At 59.9% G+C, this 17,240-nt stretch carries 13 protein-coding genes and 1 pseudogene; 6 read left to right on the forward strand and 8 right to left on the reverse strand.

Going from position 1 to position 17,240, the window contains the following annotated elements; all coding sequences use genetic code 11:
* Positions 1-51: 51 nt before the first annotated feature.
* The 6 genes from LJE93_02285 to hrcA form a co-directional block, all read right to left on the reverse strand.
* On the reverse strand, positions 52-783 hold the full coding sequence (locus LJE93_02285) for a 16S rRNA (uracil(1498)-N(3))-methyltransferase (GenBank protein MCG6947730.1): 732 nt from the start codon (positions 781-783) through the stop codon (positions 52-54).
* Positions 780-1,652: a 50S ribosomal protein L11 methyltransferase gene (locus tag LJE93_02290; GenBank protein MCG6947731.1), complete on the reverse strand. Its 873-nt coding sequence runs from the start codon at positions 1,650-1,652 to the stop codon at positions 780-782. The genes LJE93_02285 and LJE93_02290 overlap by 4 nt, the downstream gene beginning before the upstream one ends.
* A gap of 62 nt (positions 1,653-1,714) precedes the next feature.
* A complete protein-coding gene (gene dnaJ / locus LJE93_02295; GenBank protein ID MCG6947732.1) occupies positions 1,715-2,854 on the reverse strand; it encodes a molecular chaperone DnaJ in 1,140 nt (379 codons plus the stop codon).
* Positions 2,855-4,750, reverse strand: coding sequence for a molecular chaperone DnaK (gene dnaK, locus LJE93_02300; GenBank protein MCG6947733.1), 1,896 nt, complete (start codon positions 4,748-4,750; stop codon positions 2,855-2,857).
* Positions 4,747-5,370 (reverse strand): nucleotide exchange factor GrpE, encoded by a 624-nt coding sequence (gene grpE, locus LJE93_02305; GenBank protein MCG6947734.1) that lies wholly within the window; start codon positions 5,368-5,370, stop codon positions 4,747-4,749. Before grpE ends, dnaK begins: the two co-directional genes overlap by 4 nt.
* Positions 5,363-6,412, reverse strand: a complete 1,050-nt coding sequence (hrcA, locus tag LJE93_02310) for a heat-inducible transcriptional repressor HrcA (GenBank protein MCG6947735.1) — start codon at positions 6,410-6,412, stop codon at positions 5,363-5,365. Before hrcA ends, grpE begins: the two co-directional genes overlap by 8 nt.
* A gap of 250 nt (positions 6,413-6,662) precedes the next feature.
* Here hrcA and LJE93_02315 point away from each other — a divergent pair.
* The 4 genes and pseudogenes from LJE93_02315 to LJE93_02330 all read left to right on the forward strand — a co-directional run bounded on the left by LJE93_02315 (position 6,663) and on the right by LJE93_02330 (position 13,368).
* Positions 6,663-7,241, forward strand: a pseudogene (locus LJE93_02315) (gliding-motility protein MglA).
* 824 nt (positions 7,242-8,065) lie between these two features.
* On the forward strand, positions 8,066-10,060 hold the full coding sequence (locus LJE93_02320) for a LysM peptidoglycan-binding domain-containing protein (protein ID MCG6947736.1): 1,995 nt from the start codon (positions 8,066-8,068) through the stop codon (positions 10,058-10,060).
* Between the two features lie 150 nt (positions 10,061-10,210).
* Entirely contained in the window at positions 10,211-12,319 is a 2,109-nt protein-coding gene (locus LJE93_02325; protein ID MCG6947737.1) for a GreA/GreB family elongation factor, read from the forward strand.
* A gap of 155 nt (positions 12,320-12,474) precedes the next feature.
* Positions 12,475-13,368, forward strand: a complete 894-nt coding sequence (locus LJE93_02330; GenBank protein ID MCG6947738.1) for a hypothetical protein — start codon at positions 12,475-12,477, stop codon at positions 13,366-13,368.
* Positions 13,369-13,479: 111 nt separating this feature from the next.
* On the opposite strand, the gene nth is transcribed toward LJE93_02330, so the two are convergent.
* Entirely contained in the window at positions 13,480-14,112 is a 633-nt protein-coding gene (nth, locus tag LJE93_02335) for an endonuclease III (protein MCG6947739.1), read from the reverse strand.
* Between the two features lie 2 nt (positions 14,113-14,114).
* The gene (locus LJE93_02340; protein ID MCG6947740.1) at positions 14,115-15,782 is read right to left on the reverse strand and encodes a nucleoside kinase; all 1,668 of its coding nucleotides are present in this window, start codon (positions 15,780-15,782) and stop codon (positions 14,115-14,117) included.
* 293 nt (positions 15,783-16,075) lie between these two features.
* Here LJE93_02340 and LJE93_02345 point away from each other — a divergent pair, with 293 nt between their 5' ends.
* Together LJE93_02345 and LJE93_02350 are read left to right on the forward strand one after the other, a co-directional pair.
* Positions 16,076-16,201: a hypothetical protein gene (locus tag LJE93_02345; protein MCG6947741.1), complete on the forward strand. Its 126-nt coding sequence runs from the start codon at positions 16,076-16,078 to the stop codon at positions 16,199-16,201.
* Between the two features lie 349 nt (positions 16,202-16,550).
* Complete coding sequence (locus tag LJE93_02350) at positions 16,551-17,234, forward strand: hypothetical protein (protein MCG6947742.1); 684 nt, start codon at positions 16,551-16,553, stop codon at positions 17,232-17,234.
* The last annotated feature ends 6 nt before the right edge of the window (positions 17,235-17,240 follow it).

The following is a 17,240-nucleotide window of genomic DNA, read 5'->3' on the forward strand; positions in this document are numbered from 1 at the left end:
GCCACTTGCTGATGGCGGGGAGTCACGACGCCCGAAGGGCGTGCGTAACTCTCAACTGTCAACTCTCAATTGTCCTTCGCGGGCAACCATCATCGCCCCACCGACAATCGCAGCCGTTTCCGAGCGTAGAATATGCAGCCCAAGGCGTAACCGCGTCCAACCGTTTCGATCGAAGATAATGCCTTCGATTTCCGAAAACCCGCCTTCAGGCCCTACGACCAAAGCGTTTCCTGATGCGTCCGGAAGCTCATCAAACGCGCGCCCTGCGCGGTCAGCCACTACCCCTCCCGCGCGGTGATTCTCGACGAATTCTGGAAGGGTCACTACCTGCCCTATCTCCATCGCCCAGGGCCGCTGGCATTGTTTCAAGGCCTGGCGCGACACCCTTTGCCAGTGATTCATCCGGCCGTGTCCCTCCCGCTTTCGTAGTTGTGACCGCTCTGTCGCCAGCGGCACGAACCGCCGCACCCCGACCTCGACGGCCTTTTGCACCGCCCAGTCCATCTGCTGGCCGCCGACCATCGCGAGTGCCACCGTCACTCCCTCTGATATCGGTTCGGGTTCCCGATGTGCGGCGAGGATCTCGGCTTCGACCTTTCCCCTCTCTACCGTTGTGAGGCGCGCCAACGCAATGTGGCCCCGGCCATCCGCCAAGACGATCTCGTCGCCAACTCGCCTTCTCAGCGAACCGGTCACGTGACGCGCCTCGCCAGGGTCGAGGACGACGAATTCGCCGACCTCGATCATCCCGGGCGATGTGAGAATCCAGGGATGTTTCTTCATGGGACGGCCGCTGACTTGGTGGTGAGTGCCGCCCATTGCCCGAGCTCATGGGTATCAACGACCTCCAGCCCATCGGACATGAGTGCGGCAGAAACCGCCTCGATCTCCGTGCGAAGCAGGCCGGAAAACACGACCATACCGTTCGAATGGATTCTCCTCCGAAGATTCAGCGCGAGTGGCAGAAACTCGGAGGTGATCATGTTGCAAAGCACGACGTCGAACTGTTCCTCTCGCAGGCAATCAACGGATCCAAGTAGGAGCTTCACTCGAGACGGCCAATCCTGCTGGGAGACGATCTCCGACGCAACCCAGACAGCTGTCGGATCGATATCGAGACCTACCACAAACGCCGCCCCTAGCTTCTCGGCAGCGAGAGCGAGGATTCCCGAACCGGTACCGACGTCGAGCACTCGTTGACCGCCAACGTTTATGTCTTCGAGAATTTCAAGGATGGCTCGTGTCGATTCGTGAGAGCCAGTCCCGAACGCCATTCGCGGCTCGATGACCAGTCGAAACCTGTGTTGGGGGGCGGGCGTCGGGCAATCCGGGTGGGGGTCGATCCACCAACGACCTCCAACCGCGAACGGCGAAACCCGGCTGCGATATTCTGCGAGCCAATCTCTGGAATCGAGCCGGCCTAACTCAATGCCCTCCGCGCCACGATTACTCAGCTCCCGGCATAGCTCCTCACCGCCCCCCTCCGCTTCCGTACAGTCAAGAAACACTGCAATATCAACTCCCTGATCGGTAACCTCGCCAATTTCCGCACCGAGGACGCCCCAGGGCGCGAAAACCTCTGCCAGCTCTTCTTCGAGCTCCGGACGAATCCGGCAGCGGATGCAAATGAAATCTTCGATTCGCTGTTTCATTCTGGACATGGTCCGATCGCCAGCCCAGTTTAGCCGCGATCATTCACGAAGGTGCCTACCGGCTATTCGCCGCCGCCAAATGCTCGTTTCAGGCGCTCGAAGAAACCACGATCGACTTCGGGCTCAAGACCTCCACCGAGGTCCGCCACCCGGCGGACGAGCTTTCGCTGTTCGCTGTTCAGCTTTGAAGGAACAACAACCCGCAGGTGGACGTGGAGATCGCCACGGCGGCGCCCGTTGACGTGAGGCATCCCGGAGCCACCAACTCTAATGACCTCACCCGGTTGAGAACCAGGACGAATGTCGATTTCCCTCTCCTCGCCGAGGATGGTCGTCATCGGCACCTTGGCTCCGAGCATCGCCTGGAACGCAGAGACGGGAAGCTCCAAATGAAGATCGGTGCCGTCTCGCTGGAAAAGCTCATGCTCCTCGATCGCCATGACCACAAAGAGATCGCCTGCCGGACCTCCAAGGGAGCCGCTCTCGCCTTCACCGGCGAGCCGAAGCCGCATTCCCGTGTCCACGCCAGCCGGTACCGTCACCTTCAGCACCGCCTCTTCTTCGGTGAGCCCGGTCCCCCTGCACTCGTTACAGGGGTCACGAATGACCTGCCGTCTGCCGTTACATGTCGGGCAGGTCTGAGCGACCGACAGGAAACCGCGCCGGAAAGCTACCTGGCCTGAGCCGTGGCAGGTGCCGCATGTTTCAGGGTTGGTTCCCGGTTCGGATCCGGAGCCCGAGCAGTGGTCGCAGGTCTTCGATCTCGGAACGCGGATCGATCGTTCGACTCCGGTGGCCGCTTCCTCCAGGCTGAGTTTGAGGGTGTACTGGAGGTCGTGGCCGCGTCGCGGACGTGTGCCGCCCCCGCGGCGCCGCGACCCGAAGATGTCCCCGAAGCCAAAAAGATCCCCGAGAATATCGGCGAAGTCACCAAACGCGTTGGGATCGAATCCCGTGAAACCCTCACCTCCGAGACCCTGGTGACCGAACCTGTCGTATCGCGACCGTTTGTCACCGTCGGACAGCACCGCGTACGCTTCGGACGCCTCCTTGAATTTCTCCTCGGCGCCAGGATCATCCGGATTGCGATCAGGATGGTATTTCACGGCAAGCCTGCGGTAGGCCGCCTTGATTTCCGATGACGACGCATCTCGGCCGAGACCGAGAATATCGTAATAATCTCGCCGGGTACCTGCTGGCATCTACTCTTGAGGCTCGCTTTCGGGTTCGTCTCCGGCGGCTTTTCCACCGGGCGCGTCAGGGTTCATCTTGAGGCTCCCACCGAGAGCGGCAACCGGGTCGAGCATGATGACCTGGGTCAATACCTGGGCGGCATCCTGGACCGCATAGATGGCTTCCTCGAGAACCGACCGTTCCTCGCTCGTCAGGGCCTTCCTCGCCCGGTTGAGGGTTGACCGCACCTGTTCACGGTCGTCCCCGCTCAAACCCGCGCCAAATTCTTTCACCACGCGTTCGTTGGTGTACAGGAGACCCTCGAGCCGGTTCTGCTGCTCACGGATTTCGCGGTGCTCCTGATCGTCCTTGCGAAATTTGTCGGCCTCTGCAATCAAGGCGTCGATTTCAGCCTTGGAGAGCCCGCCCGCCGGGTTGACCTCGATGCTCTGTTCCTTGCCGGTTGCCAGATCTCGGGCTCCGACGTTGACAATTCCATTCGAATCGATCGAAAAAGTCACCTCGATCTGCGGCACGCCACGCGGGGCGGGCGGAATTCCCACCAAATCGAATCGACCGAGGGATCGATTCTCGCTGGAAATGCCGCGCTCACCCTGGAGCACGTGCACGTTCACCGTCGTCTGGTTGTCGCCGACGGTCGTAAATATCATCGACTTTTTGGTCGGCACCGTCGAGTTTCGTTCGATGATCTTGGTGAACAACCCACCGTGAGTCTCGATGCCCAGAGAAAGCGGTGTGACATCGAGCAGGATCAGGTCCTTGACCTCACCCTGGAGAATGCCCGCCTGAATGGCCGCACCGATCCCTACGACCTCATCCGGGTTGATGTCCTGGTTCGGAGGGCGCTTGAAGAACTCGGTTACCGTTTTTTGGACGAGCGGCATACGGGTTTGGCCACCAACCAGGATGATCTCCTCGATATCTTCCGGTTCGAGGCGTGCCGCTTCAAGGGCATTCCTGCATGGCTCGAGAGTCCGCTCGACCAGATCAGCGACCAGGCCCTCGAGCTGGCTCTCAGAAAGCCGAACCTGAAGGTGCTTCGGGCCAGTGTGGTCGGCAGCGATGAACGGGAGTGAGATCTCCGTCTCCTCGCTGCTCGAGAGCTCACATTTGGCCGCCTCGGCAGCCTCTTTGATCCGTTGCATCGCCATCATGTCTTCCGACAGATCGAGGCCGGTCTCGTTCTTGAACTCTTGCAGCAGGTGTTCCATCACTCTCGAGTCAAAATCTTCGCCGCCGAGGAAGGTGTCTCCCGCCGTCGATTTGACCTCGTAGATCCCGTCACCGATCTCGAGAATCGAGATATCAAACGTTCCTCCACCGAGATCGTAGACGGCGATCGTCTCATTCTTGTCCTTGCCAAAACCATATGCGAGGGAAGCCGCAGTCGGCTCGTTGATGATACGCAGCACCTCGAGCCCGGCGATGGTGCCGGCATCTTTGGTTGCCTGTCGCTGGCTGTCGTCGAAATAGGCGGGAACGGTGATAATGGCCTGGGAGATCTCTTCGCCCAGAAACTCCTCGGCAAATTCTCTAATCTCGCGAAGGATGAAGGACGAAATCTCGGGCGGGCTGTAGGCTCGACCCAGAATCTCCAAACTCACGTCCCCATTCTCGGCCTCGACCACCTCGTAGGGAACGAGGGTCCTCGCCCACCGTACCTCCTCGGAGTCGTAACGGCGCCCTATGAGTCGTTTGACCGCGTAGGCTGTGTTCTGCGGATTCGTCATCGCCTGGCGGCGTGCGATCTGCCCGACGAGCCGCTCGCCCGACGCCGTGAACGCGACCACCGAAGGCGTGGTCCTCGCCCCTTCTCTATTCGGTATCACGACCGGCTTCGTGACGTCGACAACCGCAGCGCAACAGTTGGTGGTGCCGAGATCGATGCCTATGATCTTGCTCACGGCCCGCCTCCACCACCGTCCGAATCACTTCCCGGCTCGACCGCCACCCCGACCATTGCCGGCCGGATGAGCCGATCACCCATCGCGTAACCCTTGAGCATGACCCAGGCCACGGATCCAGGTTGCAGCTTGTCGTCCTCCACACGCTGGACCGCTTCGTGAAGTTCCGGATCGAACTCTTCGCCAACCGGATTGATCTCTTTGACTCCACGGCGTTCGAGAGTGTCCCAAAGCTGCCTGGAGATCATTTCGACTCCCTGGAGAAGGGCGCCGCTGTCATCCTCCGCATGCTCAAGCGCTCGTTCGAAATTGTCGAGTACCGGCAGCAGGTCGCGCACCATTGCTTCGACCCCCGCCTGCCTGTAGTCCTCGCGCTCGCGATCGACACGCTTTCTGAAATTGTCAAACTCCGCGAGTTTTCGAAGATAGATGTCTCTCACCTGGTCGAGTTCCGCTTTCAGACTCGCGGCCTCGTCTTCCTGAGTCTCCTTCGATACCGGTTCGACACCTGTCGGTTCTTCCTCGATCACTTCACCTTCAACTTCATCGTCGAGGAACTCAATTTCGACCTCTTCAGTCGGCAGACCATCGTCATTCGGCAATTTTCTGTCGTCAGGCATCACTCGCTCCAGGTGTTTCCAGCATCTGTGTCAACGTGTCTCCAACATATTCGACAACCGGAACGATCTTCTGGTAGTCCATACGCCTCGGGCCCACCACGCCCACCGCGCCGGCTCTGCGGTTGTCTCTGAAGAACAACGTTGCCACCATTCCCAGACTGCCGGAGGCCGTAGCCTCTGATTCCGTTCCGATCAAAATCTGGGTCCGACCACGGGCGAAGGCTCTTCGAAATTCCTTCGCTATCCGTGTCCGGTCATGAAGGGTCGACAGTAGTGATCGAACTCGCTCGACGTCTCCAAAATCGGACATGGCCAGCAGGTTCTCGGTTCCTGCCACCCACACCTCCACGTCTCGTTCCTCGCTCGAAAACAGTTGTCGCGCGATTTCTTGCGTCTCGAGCTGCAGATCCCGCGAGGCGTTCCCCAGTTCGTTCACGCAGATATCCTCGAAATTCGCCTCGATTTTCCTCAGCGGTAGCCCCGCAAGGTTTCTCGTGAGAAAATTCGAGAAAGTCTGCAGTTGTTCACGGGTTCGATCGCCATCGATCTCAAGTACTCGTTTCTCGACTGCACCATCGTCCATCACGATTACAGCCAAAACGCGGTTCGGGTCGAGCTTGACCAGCGAGACGGCTTCAAGAATCGGTCCCTCACTCATTGGCCGCACCGCCATTCCAGCTTCACTCGTGGCTCCCGCAATCAGTTGTGCGACCCACTCGATATCCTCGACCAGCTCTCTTCGCATTGCCGTCATACGCTCTTCGAGCTCTCGACACACCAAAGGCGTCGGAGCGCTCCGGCGCGGCATGCTGTCGACGTAGCGTCGGTACCCCTGATCGGAGGGAACGCGTCCCGCCGAGCTGTGAGCTCGGGACAACATGCCGTGCTCCTCCAGTTCGGCCATCACGTTTCGAATGGTTGCAGGAGATAGACCGAGCCCCGAGTGCCGAGCCACCTCTTTCGAGGCGACTGGTTCGCCCGTGCGGATGTGAAGCTCCACCACCGCACAGAGAACAGACAGGGCTCTCTTGCTCAGCTGCATGTCAGATATCACCTCAATCTGCGGCCGCTCCACCATCCACTCTCGGTTGCCAGTCGGTCACCTTTTGCACGCGAGAGACACTTGGAACGGCCCGCCTTATTGTAGCATCGCTGGTATCCACGAGACCTCGCCAGGACCACCGGTCGAACCTGTCCGAAAACACTCTCCGAATTCGCAACCGACTGTGATGATTGACCGTTGCAGGGCATTGTGTTAGCTTGGAATTTGCGGACAGGATCGCAACAACGGCATGGTTTTCTTCAACTGGGCAACAATGCAGATGGCCGCCAAGATCGTGTATTACGGTCCTGGTCTGTGCGGCAAAACGTCAAATCTCAGCTACATTTACGCCAAAACAGCACCGGGATCTCGCGGCGAAATGGTCTCGCTCGAAACCGAATCCGACCGCACTCTGTTCTTCGACCTGTTGCCCATCGAGGTCGGAACCATCGGCGGCTTCAAGACACGCCTCCAGCTGTACACCGTACCGGGTCAGGTCTTTTACAACACGACTCGAAAACTCGTGTTGAAAGGTGTTGACGGCCTGGTATTCGTTGCCGATTCGCAGCGCCCGATGCGCGACGCGAACATCGAAAGTTTCGAAAGCCTGGTCGACAACCTCAAGGAGTTCGGACTCGAGATCTCAGATCTCCCGCTTGTCCTCCAATACAACAAGCGGGACCTTGGCAATATTCTCACGATCGACGAGCTCAACTCTGACCTCAATCCCGACGGGACCTTCAATTTCCACGAGGCTTCCGCAGTGAATGGTGACGGGGTCATCGAAACTCTTAAGGACGTCACGAAGCTCACGCTGAAGAAGCTCAAAGTCCGGATGACGGCGCCCGACGATTCGACCGCGAAGACCACGATTTCCGGGCCGACGGTTCGACCCGTCCGCGCACCACAGCCCGCACAAACGATCTCGGCCAGGTCCCTCGCTCGAGCCGCTGAAGAAGGGGTTGGCGACGAGGATTCCGCAGCGATAGAAGAGGAGGCCGTGGCCGTTGAAGTGGCCGCCGCCGAAACGGAAGACAAAGAGGGAACCGTGCAGCCACCCGGCGACGAAGCCCCTGCCATCCCGACAGAGGTACGCCCGCCCGCAGAGACGTCTGACGAACACGCCGAGGTCGCGGTCCAGGCCGAGCCACCTCCTCCTGACGATGTACCGCAGGAACAGTCACCGGAACCGGAATCTGCGGACGAGGTGCTCGAGGAAGAGGAAGACGAAACCGTCGAGATCATCGATGTTTCCTTCGACGCGGAAGCTACTGATGAACCGACCGCGCCTCCGGACGTCAAGCGAGTGCAGGTCTCCAACCAAATGGACATCCTCGCAGAGCTCGACAGTCTGAGGAAACAGGCCACGATGGGTGGTGGCGACCGAAAATTCGACAGGTCGACACCGGATCTCGACCTCGATTCCCTGATTTCCGGAGATTTGGGTAATTCTCGCGAGTTGCGCCGCAAGGTCGAGCAGAGCCTGAACTCGGACATATTCAAGAACATGCGCGGCATGCAGATCGCGATCAGGATCCAGGATGGAGGGGGTGAAATCATTCACACCTTCGATCCGGTGTCCGTCGATATCGAAGATGCTGCTGCGCTCAGGAAGATACGTCTTCGGTTTTCTCTGGATCTGGAGAACCTTCGTTGAATCGAGGGCTCTCGGCTTCAAGCTGCCGACTCCTGTGCACAATGGTGGCGGCGGCATTGCTGATCTCGTGCAGCTCCACGACACAGAGCTCCCCTGACCTCGAGTCGCATCCAGCAGAGGCTGAAACCGCCGCGTCCTATCGTCTGTGGGAGGAGTCGACTCGCGATTTCGCCGATAATTTGATGGCGGAGGCGCAACGGCTCAAGGCCGGAGGGGAGGGAGAATCGGCTGTCGCGCTGGCCGACGATGCGATCTGCCTCGTGCTGGATCTGCCATCCGGTTATCCGATCGGATCCAGTTACCTCGATTTCGTGGCCGACCTCATCAATGAGGCCGACGAAATCGAAGCGGCACTTCAACCCGCAGAAGATGAGTTCGCCGGTATCGAGGGGGAAGAGTATGTCTTGCTGCCGCCGATCGACGCCGACCTCGATGTCGACGTGATCACCGAAACCGTTATGGACAGCTTGCTTCCGCCGAGCGATTTCCCCCTCGAGCGGAACTCGACTGTCGACCGCTATCTCGAGGCGATGACCGCTGCCACTGAATATAACCGACGCATCGAAGCAGGTCTCGCTCGTGCCGGAACCTACCTACCGATGATCCGCGCCCGCTTCGCCGACGCCGGACTTCCGCAGGATCTCTCCTATCTGCCGTTGATCGAGTCCGCGTTTTCGGTCAAGGCCTATTCTCGCGCCAGGGCCCACGGGATGTGGCAGTTCATCTCGTCGACTGGCCGTCACTACGGGCTCGACGTCGGTTCCCTGGTCGATGAGCGGCGCGATCCGGAGCGGTCCACAGATGCCGCAGTAGCCTTTCTCTCGGATCTTTATCGTCAGTTCGACGACTGGTATCTCGCTCTGGCGGCGTACAATTCCGGAGCCGGAAACGTCCGCCGTGCAATCCGGCGCTCAGGCAGCCGCGACTTTTGGGCCCTGCGCCGATACCTGCCTCGGGAGACCCGGAACTACGTGCCGGCGTTCATCGCTTCAGTGATTGTCGCCAAACATCCGGAAAAGTACGGTTTCACCGCGCCGACCGAAAAACCATGGGACTTTGATTCGATCCAGGTTCCCGACGCTCTCGACCTCCAGTTCCTCGCCAAAGAGTCGGGGATCCCGCTCGCCGACCTGCGCGAGCTCAATCCGGCGATCCGTCGGGATCTGACGCCGGCGCGAAGCTCGACGACCCTTCGTCTGCCAATCGGTACTGCAACCGCAGCCGAGGCGGTGCTCGCATCGACACCGCGTGACGAGTGGGCGCCGCGCATGATACACACGGTCCGCAGCGGTGACAGCCTGTACGCAATCGCCCGCAGGTATGGATCGAGCGTCAGTGCAATCCGCCAAGCCAATGCCCTGCGCGGGAGCCTCATCCGGCCCGGGCAGACGTTGATCGTGCCCAGATTCGGACGTGGAGAACCGGTTGCAGACCCCCAGCCTCGGCGAATGGCTCGGGACGGCGTCTACCGCGTGCAGAAGAATGACACCCTATCGCACATCGCCCGTGGTTTCTCGGTCTCGGTCGATAGCCTCTGTGCGGCAAACGGTCTCTCACGCCAGGACGTCATCAGGCCGGGTCAGCTCCTAGTCATCCCCGGCAGTTCGGCCGGATCATCGCGCGCCGCCCGGACACAGTCCGTGACCGACAGCGGAGTGACCCATACCGTCCGTGAAGGTGACACCCTGTACGACATCGCCCGAGAATACGCCGTGTCGGTGAGTGCCCTCAAACAAATCAACGGTCTCAGTTCGTCTCGCATCTATCCCGGCAAGAGGTTGCGAATCCCGGCACCAGCCAAACCAACCGACCGCGCTCGCGCGACTACTGAAGACGGCACCTACAGGGTCAAGAAGGGTGACACTCTCTCCGACATCGCGCAGCGTTTCGGGGTGTCGATCTCCGAGTTGCAGCGCGTCAACGGACTCAGCACCTCCCGCATATACCCGGGTGACGTCCTCCGAATACCTACCTCGCAGGCCAAGAGCTGAGAACCCCTCCTTCCAGGATTCGATCCGTCTTCCAGCTCGCCACCGGAACGGGCACGCCCGTTGAGATGCGCGGACATGGCTGCACTTCCCTTTTCACGCCCCGGAGTTCGCTGCTACAATTCGCAGCCCGATACGGGTGAAGGATTGTCGATGACTGAAACGATCGAGATCAGACCCGAGTTCGCAGAGGCGCTCGAGCGAGAGGACTGGGACCGCGTCGAAGAGATGTGGCTTGAAGCGCTGGAAGCGAAACCGATTCCGACTGCCGAACTCCTCGAGGTTCGACGCTTGACCTGGAAGGCAGAGCGAAAGAACCTCGCGCGCACACTCCTCGAGCTGCTTGCAGACGCGCTCGAAGAAAGTGCGGATCCATCGGAAGCCCTCGCTGCCCTCAGAGAGCTGGTTCGCCTAGCGAGCCCGAAGCCACCCACCGAACTGACCGAGAGAATGGTCGCGGCTTTTGCGAGGGCACGAGCAGAAAGTCCTTCAGTTGACTCGGTCCTCGAACACCACCCGATGGTCTCGGCGCGTCGACCGAACGAAGTTCTCGAGGCTGCGGAATGTTGGCTCGACCATGATCTCGGTACCGTAGTCGAAGTCGTCGGCCAAGGAGTCGGACGAGTTGTCGACCTCAACCTCCAGCTGGAGAACATCAAGGTTGATCTGGGGGGATCACGGCCGGTGTCGATTCCGTTCGGCGCCGCCAGGCGCCATCTGCGGCCCCTTCCTGAAGGTGATTTCAGAAGACGAAAGATCGAAGCCCAGGACGACCTCGCAAAGTTCGTGAAGGACTCTCCGGGTGAATCGCTTGCCGAAATCCTCGAAAGTCTGGGCGAACCGTCAGATGTCGGTGCGATCAAAGGTGCGCTCGACGGTCTGCTGCCACCGGCACAATGGACCTCGTGGTGGACGAAGGCCAGGAAGAACCCACGGGTGCTTTCGTCGGGCTCCGGTTCTCGACTTCGATACACGGTCAGCCAAAGTGCTGAGAGCGCCGACGAAACACTTCTCGAGGAGCTACGCGCAGCCGAAGCCGGAGACCGGCTGGCGATTGCTCGCCGGCTTGCTGAACGTGGGCGCGATACCGCTGCCGCAGCCGCCGAAATCCTCGAAGAATCTCTCGCCAATCTTGCGTTGGACGCTCCCGGAATTGCCTGGCAAACGGCCGGTGTTCTCGCGAATCTGCCCGGCGGTGCCGACGCCGCCGAGGCCTGTAGGCGTGACCTCGTCGACCGAGTCGAGGGGCTGACCCTCCTGTCCGGCATCCCCGACAGGGCCTCGAGGGCGGAAGCTCTCGCCGCCATCGCGGAGCACTACCCCGACGGCTGGCCGGCGGTCTGGGCGGAATGGCTCCTTCATGAAGAGGCCGGTCAGCTTCTCAGCGAAATCACGACAAAACTCGAATCCGCCGGATACACCGACCGGGCAGATCAATCTCTTGAAGCGATTTTTCGCAACCACAACAACCATCCAGCACAGTTCATCTGGGCCTGCGAAACGATGTCGGAGGACGATTGTCCATCTTCGATCAGAACGCGAACCACGCCGTCGCTGTTGGAAAAGCTCCCAGACACGCTGACTCGCAAAGAGTTCGCGTCGTATCGCAACCGGGCGAAAGGGCTGCTCGACGGTGGCAAGGTGGCAATCCGCCTGTTGATGGAGTCGGCCAATCAACAACAGGCCTCGCGGTTCAGCCAGAGAATTTCTCGAATCGATTCGGTCGAACCACAGCGGCAAGGGCTGGTCGAACAGGCTGCTCAGCACCAACGGCAGGACGTTGAAGCCAATCAGCGACCGGTGCTGGCTGCAACCCGCTCGGCGGTTGAAGAAAAGCAGGAGGAGCTCCGCACGCTGCTCGAAGTGGAGATCCCCAAGACCCTCAAGGGCATAAATGCAGCTGCCGCCGAAGGAGACCTCCGCGAGAATTTCGAATACCACATGCTTCGCGACAGGCAGGAACTCCAGTCGGCGCGCGCGGCCAAGCTTCAGGAGGAGCTGGCTGTTGTCCGAATTCTCGAACCGGGGGCGGCCGACACATCGTCCGTCAACATCGGCACTGTGGTCCACGTCGAAGACGATGACGGCACTGCGTTGGAGCCGATCACGATCCTCGGGGCCTGGGACACAGACCTCGACCGCCGCATTTTCGCCAACGGATCGGAGCTCGCTCAGCGGATGATGGGCAAGACACCCGGCGATACGGTCGAGATCGACGACCGCTCGGCCACCATCACCCGCATCGAGGCATGGAACGGATAATCAACGAGGTTGAGTTGAGAATTCAGAGTTGAGAGTTTTCTCCACCGACCCGGTAGACAGAAAGCCGCGGCGCGACCTCTCAACTCTTACCTCTCAACTCTCAACTCCGAACTCTAAACTCAGATCTGAGTCTTCAGCTCAGCTAAACTCCATGCATGCCATCGTCGGTCAAAGATTTTGCGCTCTACGGATCTCTCCGGAGCTTCGTCGCGGTCGGCGGGTCTCTGCCGCTGACAATTTCCAGACCGATGGGTCGTGTCCTCAGCGAGGCAGCCTTCAGAATGCTCCCCCGTTCACGCCGGCGAATCGAGATCCATCTCGAGATCGCCTTTCCCGACCTGGAGAAAAGTCAACGTGTCGCCATCATGCGTGGGTGTGTCCGGCACTTCGGCCTCATGCTCGCTGAGGTGGCCAGGATGTGGCACGCTGGATCGGATGACGTCATTTCCCTCTGCGAGCTGACGGGGGAGGAGCACGTCTTCACAGCTCTCGAAGAAGACGGTGGCGCGATGATCGCAACTGCACACTGTGGAAACTGGGAGCTTCTCAGCGCGCGTCTTCCGATCGCAGGCATTCCGCTACTCTCCGCCGTACGTCAGCTTGACGACCCACGCCTCGACCGACTGGTGACCGCCATGCGAAGCCGCTTTGGAACCAGGATCATCCCCCGCGGGCCGGCCGCCGGGCGACAGCTCGTGCGTGCCCTGTCTGCAAATCAGGTCCCAGGCCTTCTCATCGACCAGGACATCCGCGACATCCCCGGCGTCTTCGTTCCGTTCTTCGACCAACCCGCGTGGACGCCGTCGGGGCTCGCCATGTTGGCCATCCGGAGGGAATGCCCCGTCCTCCCCAGCTTCATCCACCGGCGTCCGGGCGGAACCCACAGGGCTGAGATCCACCCTCCCCTACCGATGCCCGATAGCGGGTCACTCGAAGACCGCGTCGAGGAGCTGACCGCCACCGCCACAGCGGCCATCGAACGCCAGGTGCGAGCCCACCCCGAGCAGTGGGTGTGGATGCATCGGAGGTGGCGCACCCGACCGGGCTGAGCCGGTTTACGGCTATACGGAAATACGGCTCCACCAAACCATGGTCCGGAGTCATTGGAGGTGTGGGCCGTCGGGCCGTGGGTGGGTGGATGGGGGAACTCGTATGGCCGATCACACGTCGATCTTCGGGCATACCTCCGAGAGCACACACGAATCGCAGCTCGGTGAGCGCGCCGTGCAGACGCGGCGACCGTGCAGTATCAGCCGGGTCGAGAAATCGATCCACTCCTCCCGCGGCAACAACGCTTCGAGCTCGGCCGCGATCTTCTCGGGATCCTCCAGGCTGGTCAGACCGAGACGTCGTGTCAAGCGCCTCACGTGGGTATCAACCGTCACGCCGGCCGGAATGCCGAAGCCCTTGCCGAGAACGACTTTTGCGGTTTTCGGGCCGACGCCAGGCAGAGCCACCAGCGCCTCGAAAATTGACGGAACCTGACCACCGTGATCGGAAGCCACCGCCTGCGCCGCCGCCCGCAGCGAAGATGCCTTCTGCCGAAACATACCTGTCGACCTGATAACGGACTCCACGCTCTCCTGATCTGCTGTCGCCAGCTCCCGCGGTCCTGGCCAACGCGTAAAGAGTTCCGGGGTCACCTGATTGACTCGAACATCGGTGCATTGGGCGGAGAGAACGGTGGCGACCAGAAGCTCCCAGGGTGAACCGTGATCGAGCTCGATATTGGCATCCGGGTACTGGGCCTCGAGAATATTGATGACAGCTGCAGCCCGATCTACGAGATCCACGCTCAGTACTCGAAGGAGGAACCGCCGATGAACTCCCGCAGGATCGACGTCTGCGGCACCTCGTCGGGGAAGATCGGCACAAACATCGACAGATGCTTGAGCAGGCGGTAGGCCTCCGTGTACGCGGAGCAGGTCCTGGGCACGTGCAGCAGGAATCTCTCCGCGTAGGTCTTGAGCACCGCCGGTTCGTAGACCAGGGCCGAGTTGAACATCACGTCAGCCTGCTCCTGAAACGGAAAGATCCACGTGCCCTCCCCGCGGCGAACACGCTCCCACAGATCGATCGTTCGTTCCGCGTCGAACCCGCGAAAGAGGTGGTCACGCACGATACGCCGAACCAGCCGGGCGTCGGCTGTGAAGATGCGGTTGTGATCATCGATCGCGAGCTGGGACAGAGCCGAGATGAAGATCCGGTACTTCTCGTCTCGCGGAACCGTTTTCGTCAGTCGATCGTTGAGCCCGTGGATGCCCTCTATCGAGAGCACCTGGTGGTCCTCGAGCTTCATGGGCACCCAATCCGACTCGGGTTTTCGTTGACCCGTAACGAAGTCGAACCGAGGCGTGAGGACCTCTTTGCCAGCTAGAAGCTGCGAGAGCTGACGATGAAACAGGTCGAGGTCGATCGCGTCAAGCACCTCGAAGTCAGGCTGACCCTGCTCGTTTCGAGGCGTATCAATCCGATCGACATAGTAGTTGTCGAGAGAAAGGGTCACCATGTCGATCCCATTCACCCACAGTTGAATTCCCAACCGCTTCGAAAAGGTCGTTTTCCCGGACGCCGACGGCCCGGCGATCGTGATCAGTCGAACTCGAGGCTCCCGCGTCAGGATCTGGTCTGCGATGTGGGCGATCTTCTTTTCGTGCAGACCTTCGGCAATTCGGATGATCTGACCGCTGTCGTCGTCGAGGCACAGTCGATTGAGCTGCCCGACGTTCTGGACTCCAAGGAGTTCCTGCCAACTCTGGGTTTCGACATAGGTGTTGTACAGCAGGGGCCTCGGTGTGAACCGCGGGAGCTGGCTGCGGTCTGCCCGCCTCGGAAACCGCAGCAAGAGGCCGCCCTCGAAAGGCATGACGCCGAACGTCGGGCAACAGCCGGTGTGGGGCGCATAGGGTCCATGGGCGAGATCGATGAAATCACCGCAGCTGATGACGTGGACGGTGGATGATCTGCGAGTCGCGAGAAGGAGCAACTTATCCTCGCATCCGTTGACGCGAAAGTACTTCTCCGCCTCCTCGATGGTCACTGTATTGCGTTGAAAAGGACGACGCTCGCGGAGCAGCTCGTTCATTCCATTTTCGATTGCAGTGGCCATTTCCTCCAGGTCAGGGTGCTCACCCCGAACCCGGTAGTGATAACAGTTTCCGAGGGACTGGCCGATCACAGTGCGCGCCTCTGGAAGCACCTGCTGGCAGGCCTCGTAGAACATCAGGCTCACTGACCGTTTGTAGACCGACTCACCTTCGCGATCGCCAAAACAAACCAGCTCGAGATCCACCTCTCCGCGCAGGGGGAAGTCGAGCATCACCTGCCGCCGGTTGACCAGCGCCGAAAGCACCGTGTCGGGGATGTCTCCGCTCACCAGACGCAGGAAATCGTCGGTGCGGATGCCCGCATCGACTTTATGGACCGTGCCCTGAAACCGGACTTCCACCTTGTTGTTATTCATTCTCTCCCATTTCCAGTCGCGGTCCGGACGTCCTGACAGGACTCCGTTCGCACTTCTCAGATGATCATATCGCGCTCCCTTGCGCGAGGCTCCGGGTATCGTATACTGAGCGTTCAATTCGGCGCCCATGCCATACCGAAGGGTGGTCGAATCAGTCGGCGATACGGGGGCATGGGCGCTTTTTTCGTGCCCTAGCTGTGGCGTCTCACGAGGTTGTTCACTAAAAGGAGTGGTCCATCCGGGACTCTTCCGTCATGCTGTGGGTGGGAAAACCTACAGAACGGAGGAGAAGGATGGACCTTCACAAGAATGCCCGAAGCTACCCGGAGAGTCGAGCCCTTTTGGTGAAAAGAGTGACGGAGGAAGGGTGGACTGTGAGGAGAGCAGCTGAGACCCGAGGGGCGCGGAGGCGTACTTGACAGTACGTCGAGCAACCCGAGGCGAGCGGACATCGCTGGGTACGGTTCATCGCCGGCCGCAGTAGAGACTTCATGAATAATGCGGCCTAGCAACACGTCGCGTTCGAGTCGAATACTGCCTTCGGACTCCGCGGTCGCCTATTTGATCTTCTTCGGCTCGCAAAGGTCTTTCTTCTTCTTCTTTTTGGCGACCGCGCCGCAGTCCTTGCACTTGTAGCGGCCCGGTTTCGGCTTGACCTTGGATTCACCCTTCTTGCAGCTCATGACTGACCGAGATTATATCTCAGAATCCGGGTGGTGATTCACTCGGGTTCGAGCTACACTCTTCGCCCGGCGGAGGGGTTCGAGAATGCAGATCCCAGAGTGGTACACCGGCACCGACGAAAGTGGCAAGGTCGCAGCAGGCATAGAACGTGCCATCGAGAGGATGGACGAACGAACTGCGGACCACAGCGATATTTCCGATTTGGAAAAGCTCCTCGCCAGCGAGAACGAGGTGAACTGGCGAAATTTCCTGCTCGGTCTGATCGGTACGATCCACTACGATCTCGAGGAAATCGACAGTGCTAGGACTGTGCTCGAAGAGTCGGTCACGTCATACGAACCTTACCTGGCTTCCTTCGATGACGTTCTGAGTGTCTACTGCCAATCCTGTTACACCCTCGGCGTGATTCTCTTCGATGATGCCGATTACGGAGAGGCGATTCCCTACTTCTTCCGCTGTCTGCCCTACATGCACGAGGTATACGACGAGACCTACATCGGAAATATCTACACCTTCCTGGCGCTCTGCCTGAGCTGGACCAACCAACCCGGATACGCAGTCGTTTTTTCGGAGGCTTCGGGGTTCCTGCGCCGCTTCGACTGCGAATCTCTGGAACAGCTGATGGTCGCGTACGGAGATACCGGAGAGATCGACAAGGCGACCGATATTTTCAACCTCTTGCAGGGTCACTGCCAGGACTACGAGAATTATGACCGGGTGCTCGAGTATGCGGAACAGAACTTCGGTGAGTCAGGGGTCGTCAACTAGTCGCCG

The sequence above is a fragment of the Acidobacteriota bacterium genome, assembly GCA_022340665.1.
Lineage (GTDB): Bacteria > Acidobacteriota > Thermoanaerobaculia > Thermoanaerobaculales > Sulfomarinibacteraceae > Sulfomarinibacter.

Bases quoted from the DNA above. Each gene is read 5' to 3' on its own strand.
- LJE93_02330 (MCG6947738.1), top strand. From the start codon at position 12,475: ATGCCATCGTCGGTCAAAGATTTTGCGCTCTACGGATCTCTCCGGAGC.
- LJE93_02285 (MCG6947730.1), bottom strand. From the start codon at position 783: ATGAAGAAACATCCCTGGATTCTCACATCGCCCGGGATGATCGAGGTC.
- LJE93_02325 (MCG6947737.1), top strand. From the start codon at position 10,211: ATGACTGAAACGATCGAGATCAGACCCGAGTTCGCAGAGGCGCTCGAG.
- LJE93_02340 (MCG6947740.1), bottom strand. From the start codon at position 15,782: ATGAATAACAACAAGGTGGAAGTCCGGTTTCAGGGCACGGTCCATAAA.
- dnaJ (MCG6947732.1), bottom strand. From the start codon at position 2,854: ATGCCAGCAGGTACCCGGCGAGATTATTACGATATTCTCGGTCTCGGC.
- LJE93_02350 (MCG6947742.1), top strand. From the start codon at position 16,551: ATGCAGATCCCAGAGTGGTACACCGGCACCGACGAAAGTGGCAAGGTC.
- LJE93_02345 (MCG6947741.1), top strand. From the start codon at position 16,076: ATGGACCTTCACAAGAATGCCCGAAGCTACCCGGAGAGTCGAGCCCTT.
- hrcA (MCG6947735.1), bottom strand. From the start codon at position 6,412: ATGCAGCTGAGCAAGAGAGCCCTGTCTGTTCTCTGTGCGGTGGTGGAG.
- grpE (MCG6947734.1), bottom strand. From the start codon at position 5,370: ATGCCTGACGACAGAAAATTGCCGAATGACGATGGTCTGCCGACTGAA.
- LJE93_02290 (MCG6947731.1), bottom strand. From the start codon at position 1,652: ATGAAACAGCGAATCGAAGATTTCATTTGCATCCGCTGCCGGATTCGT.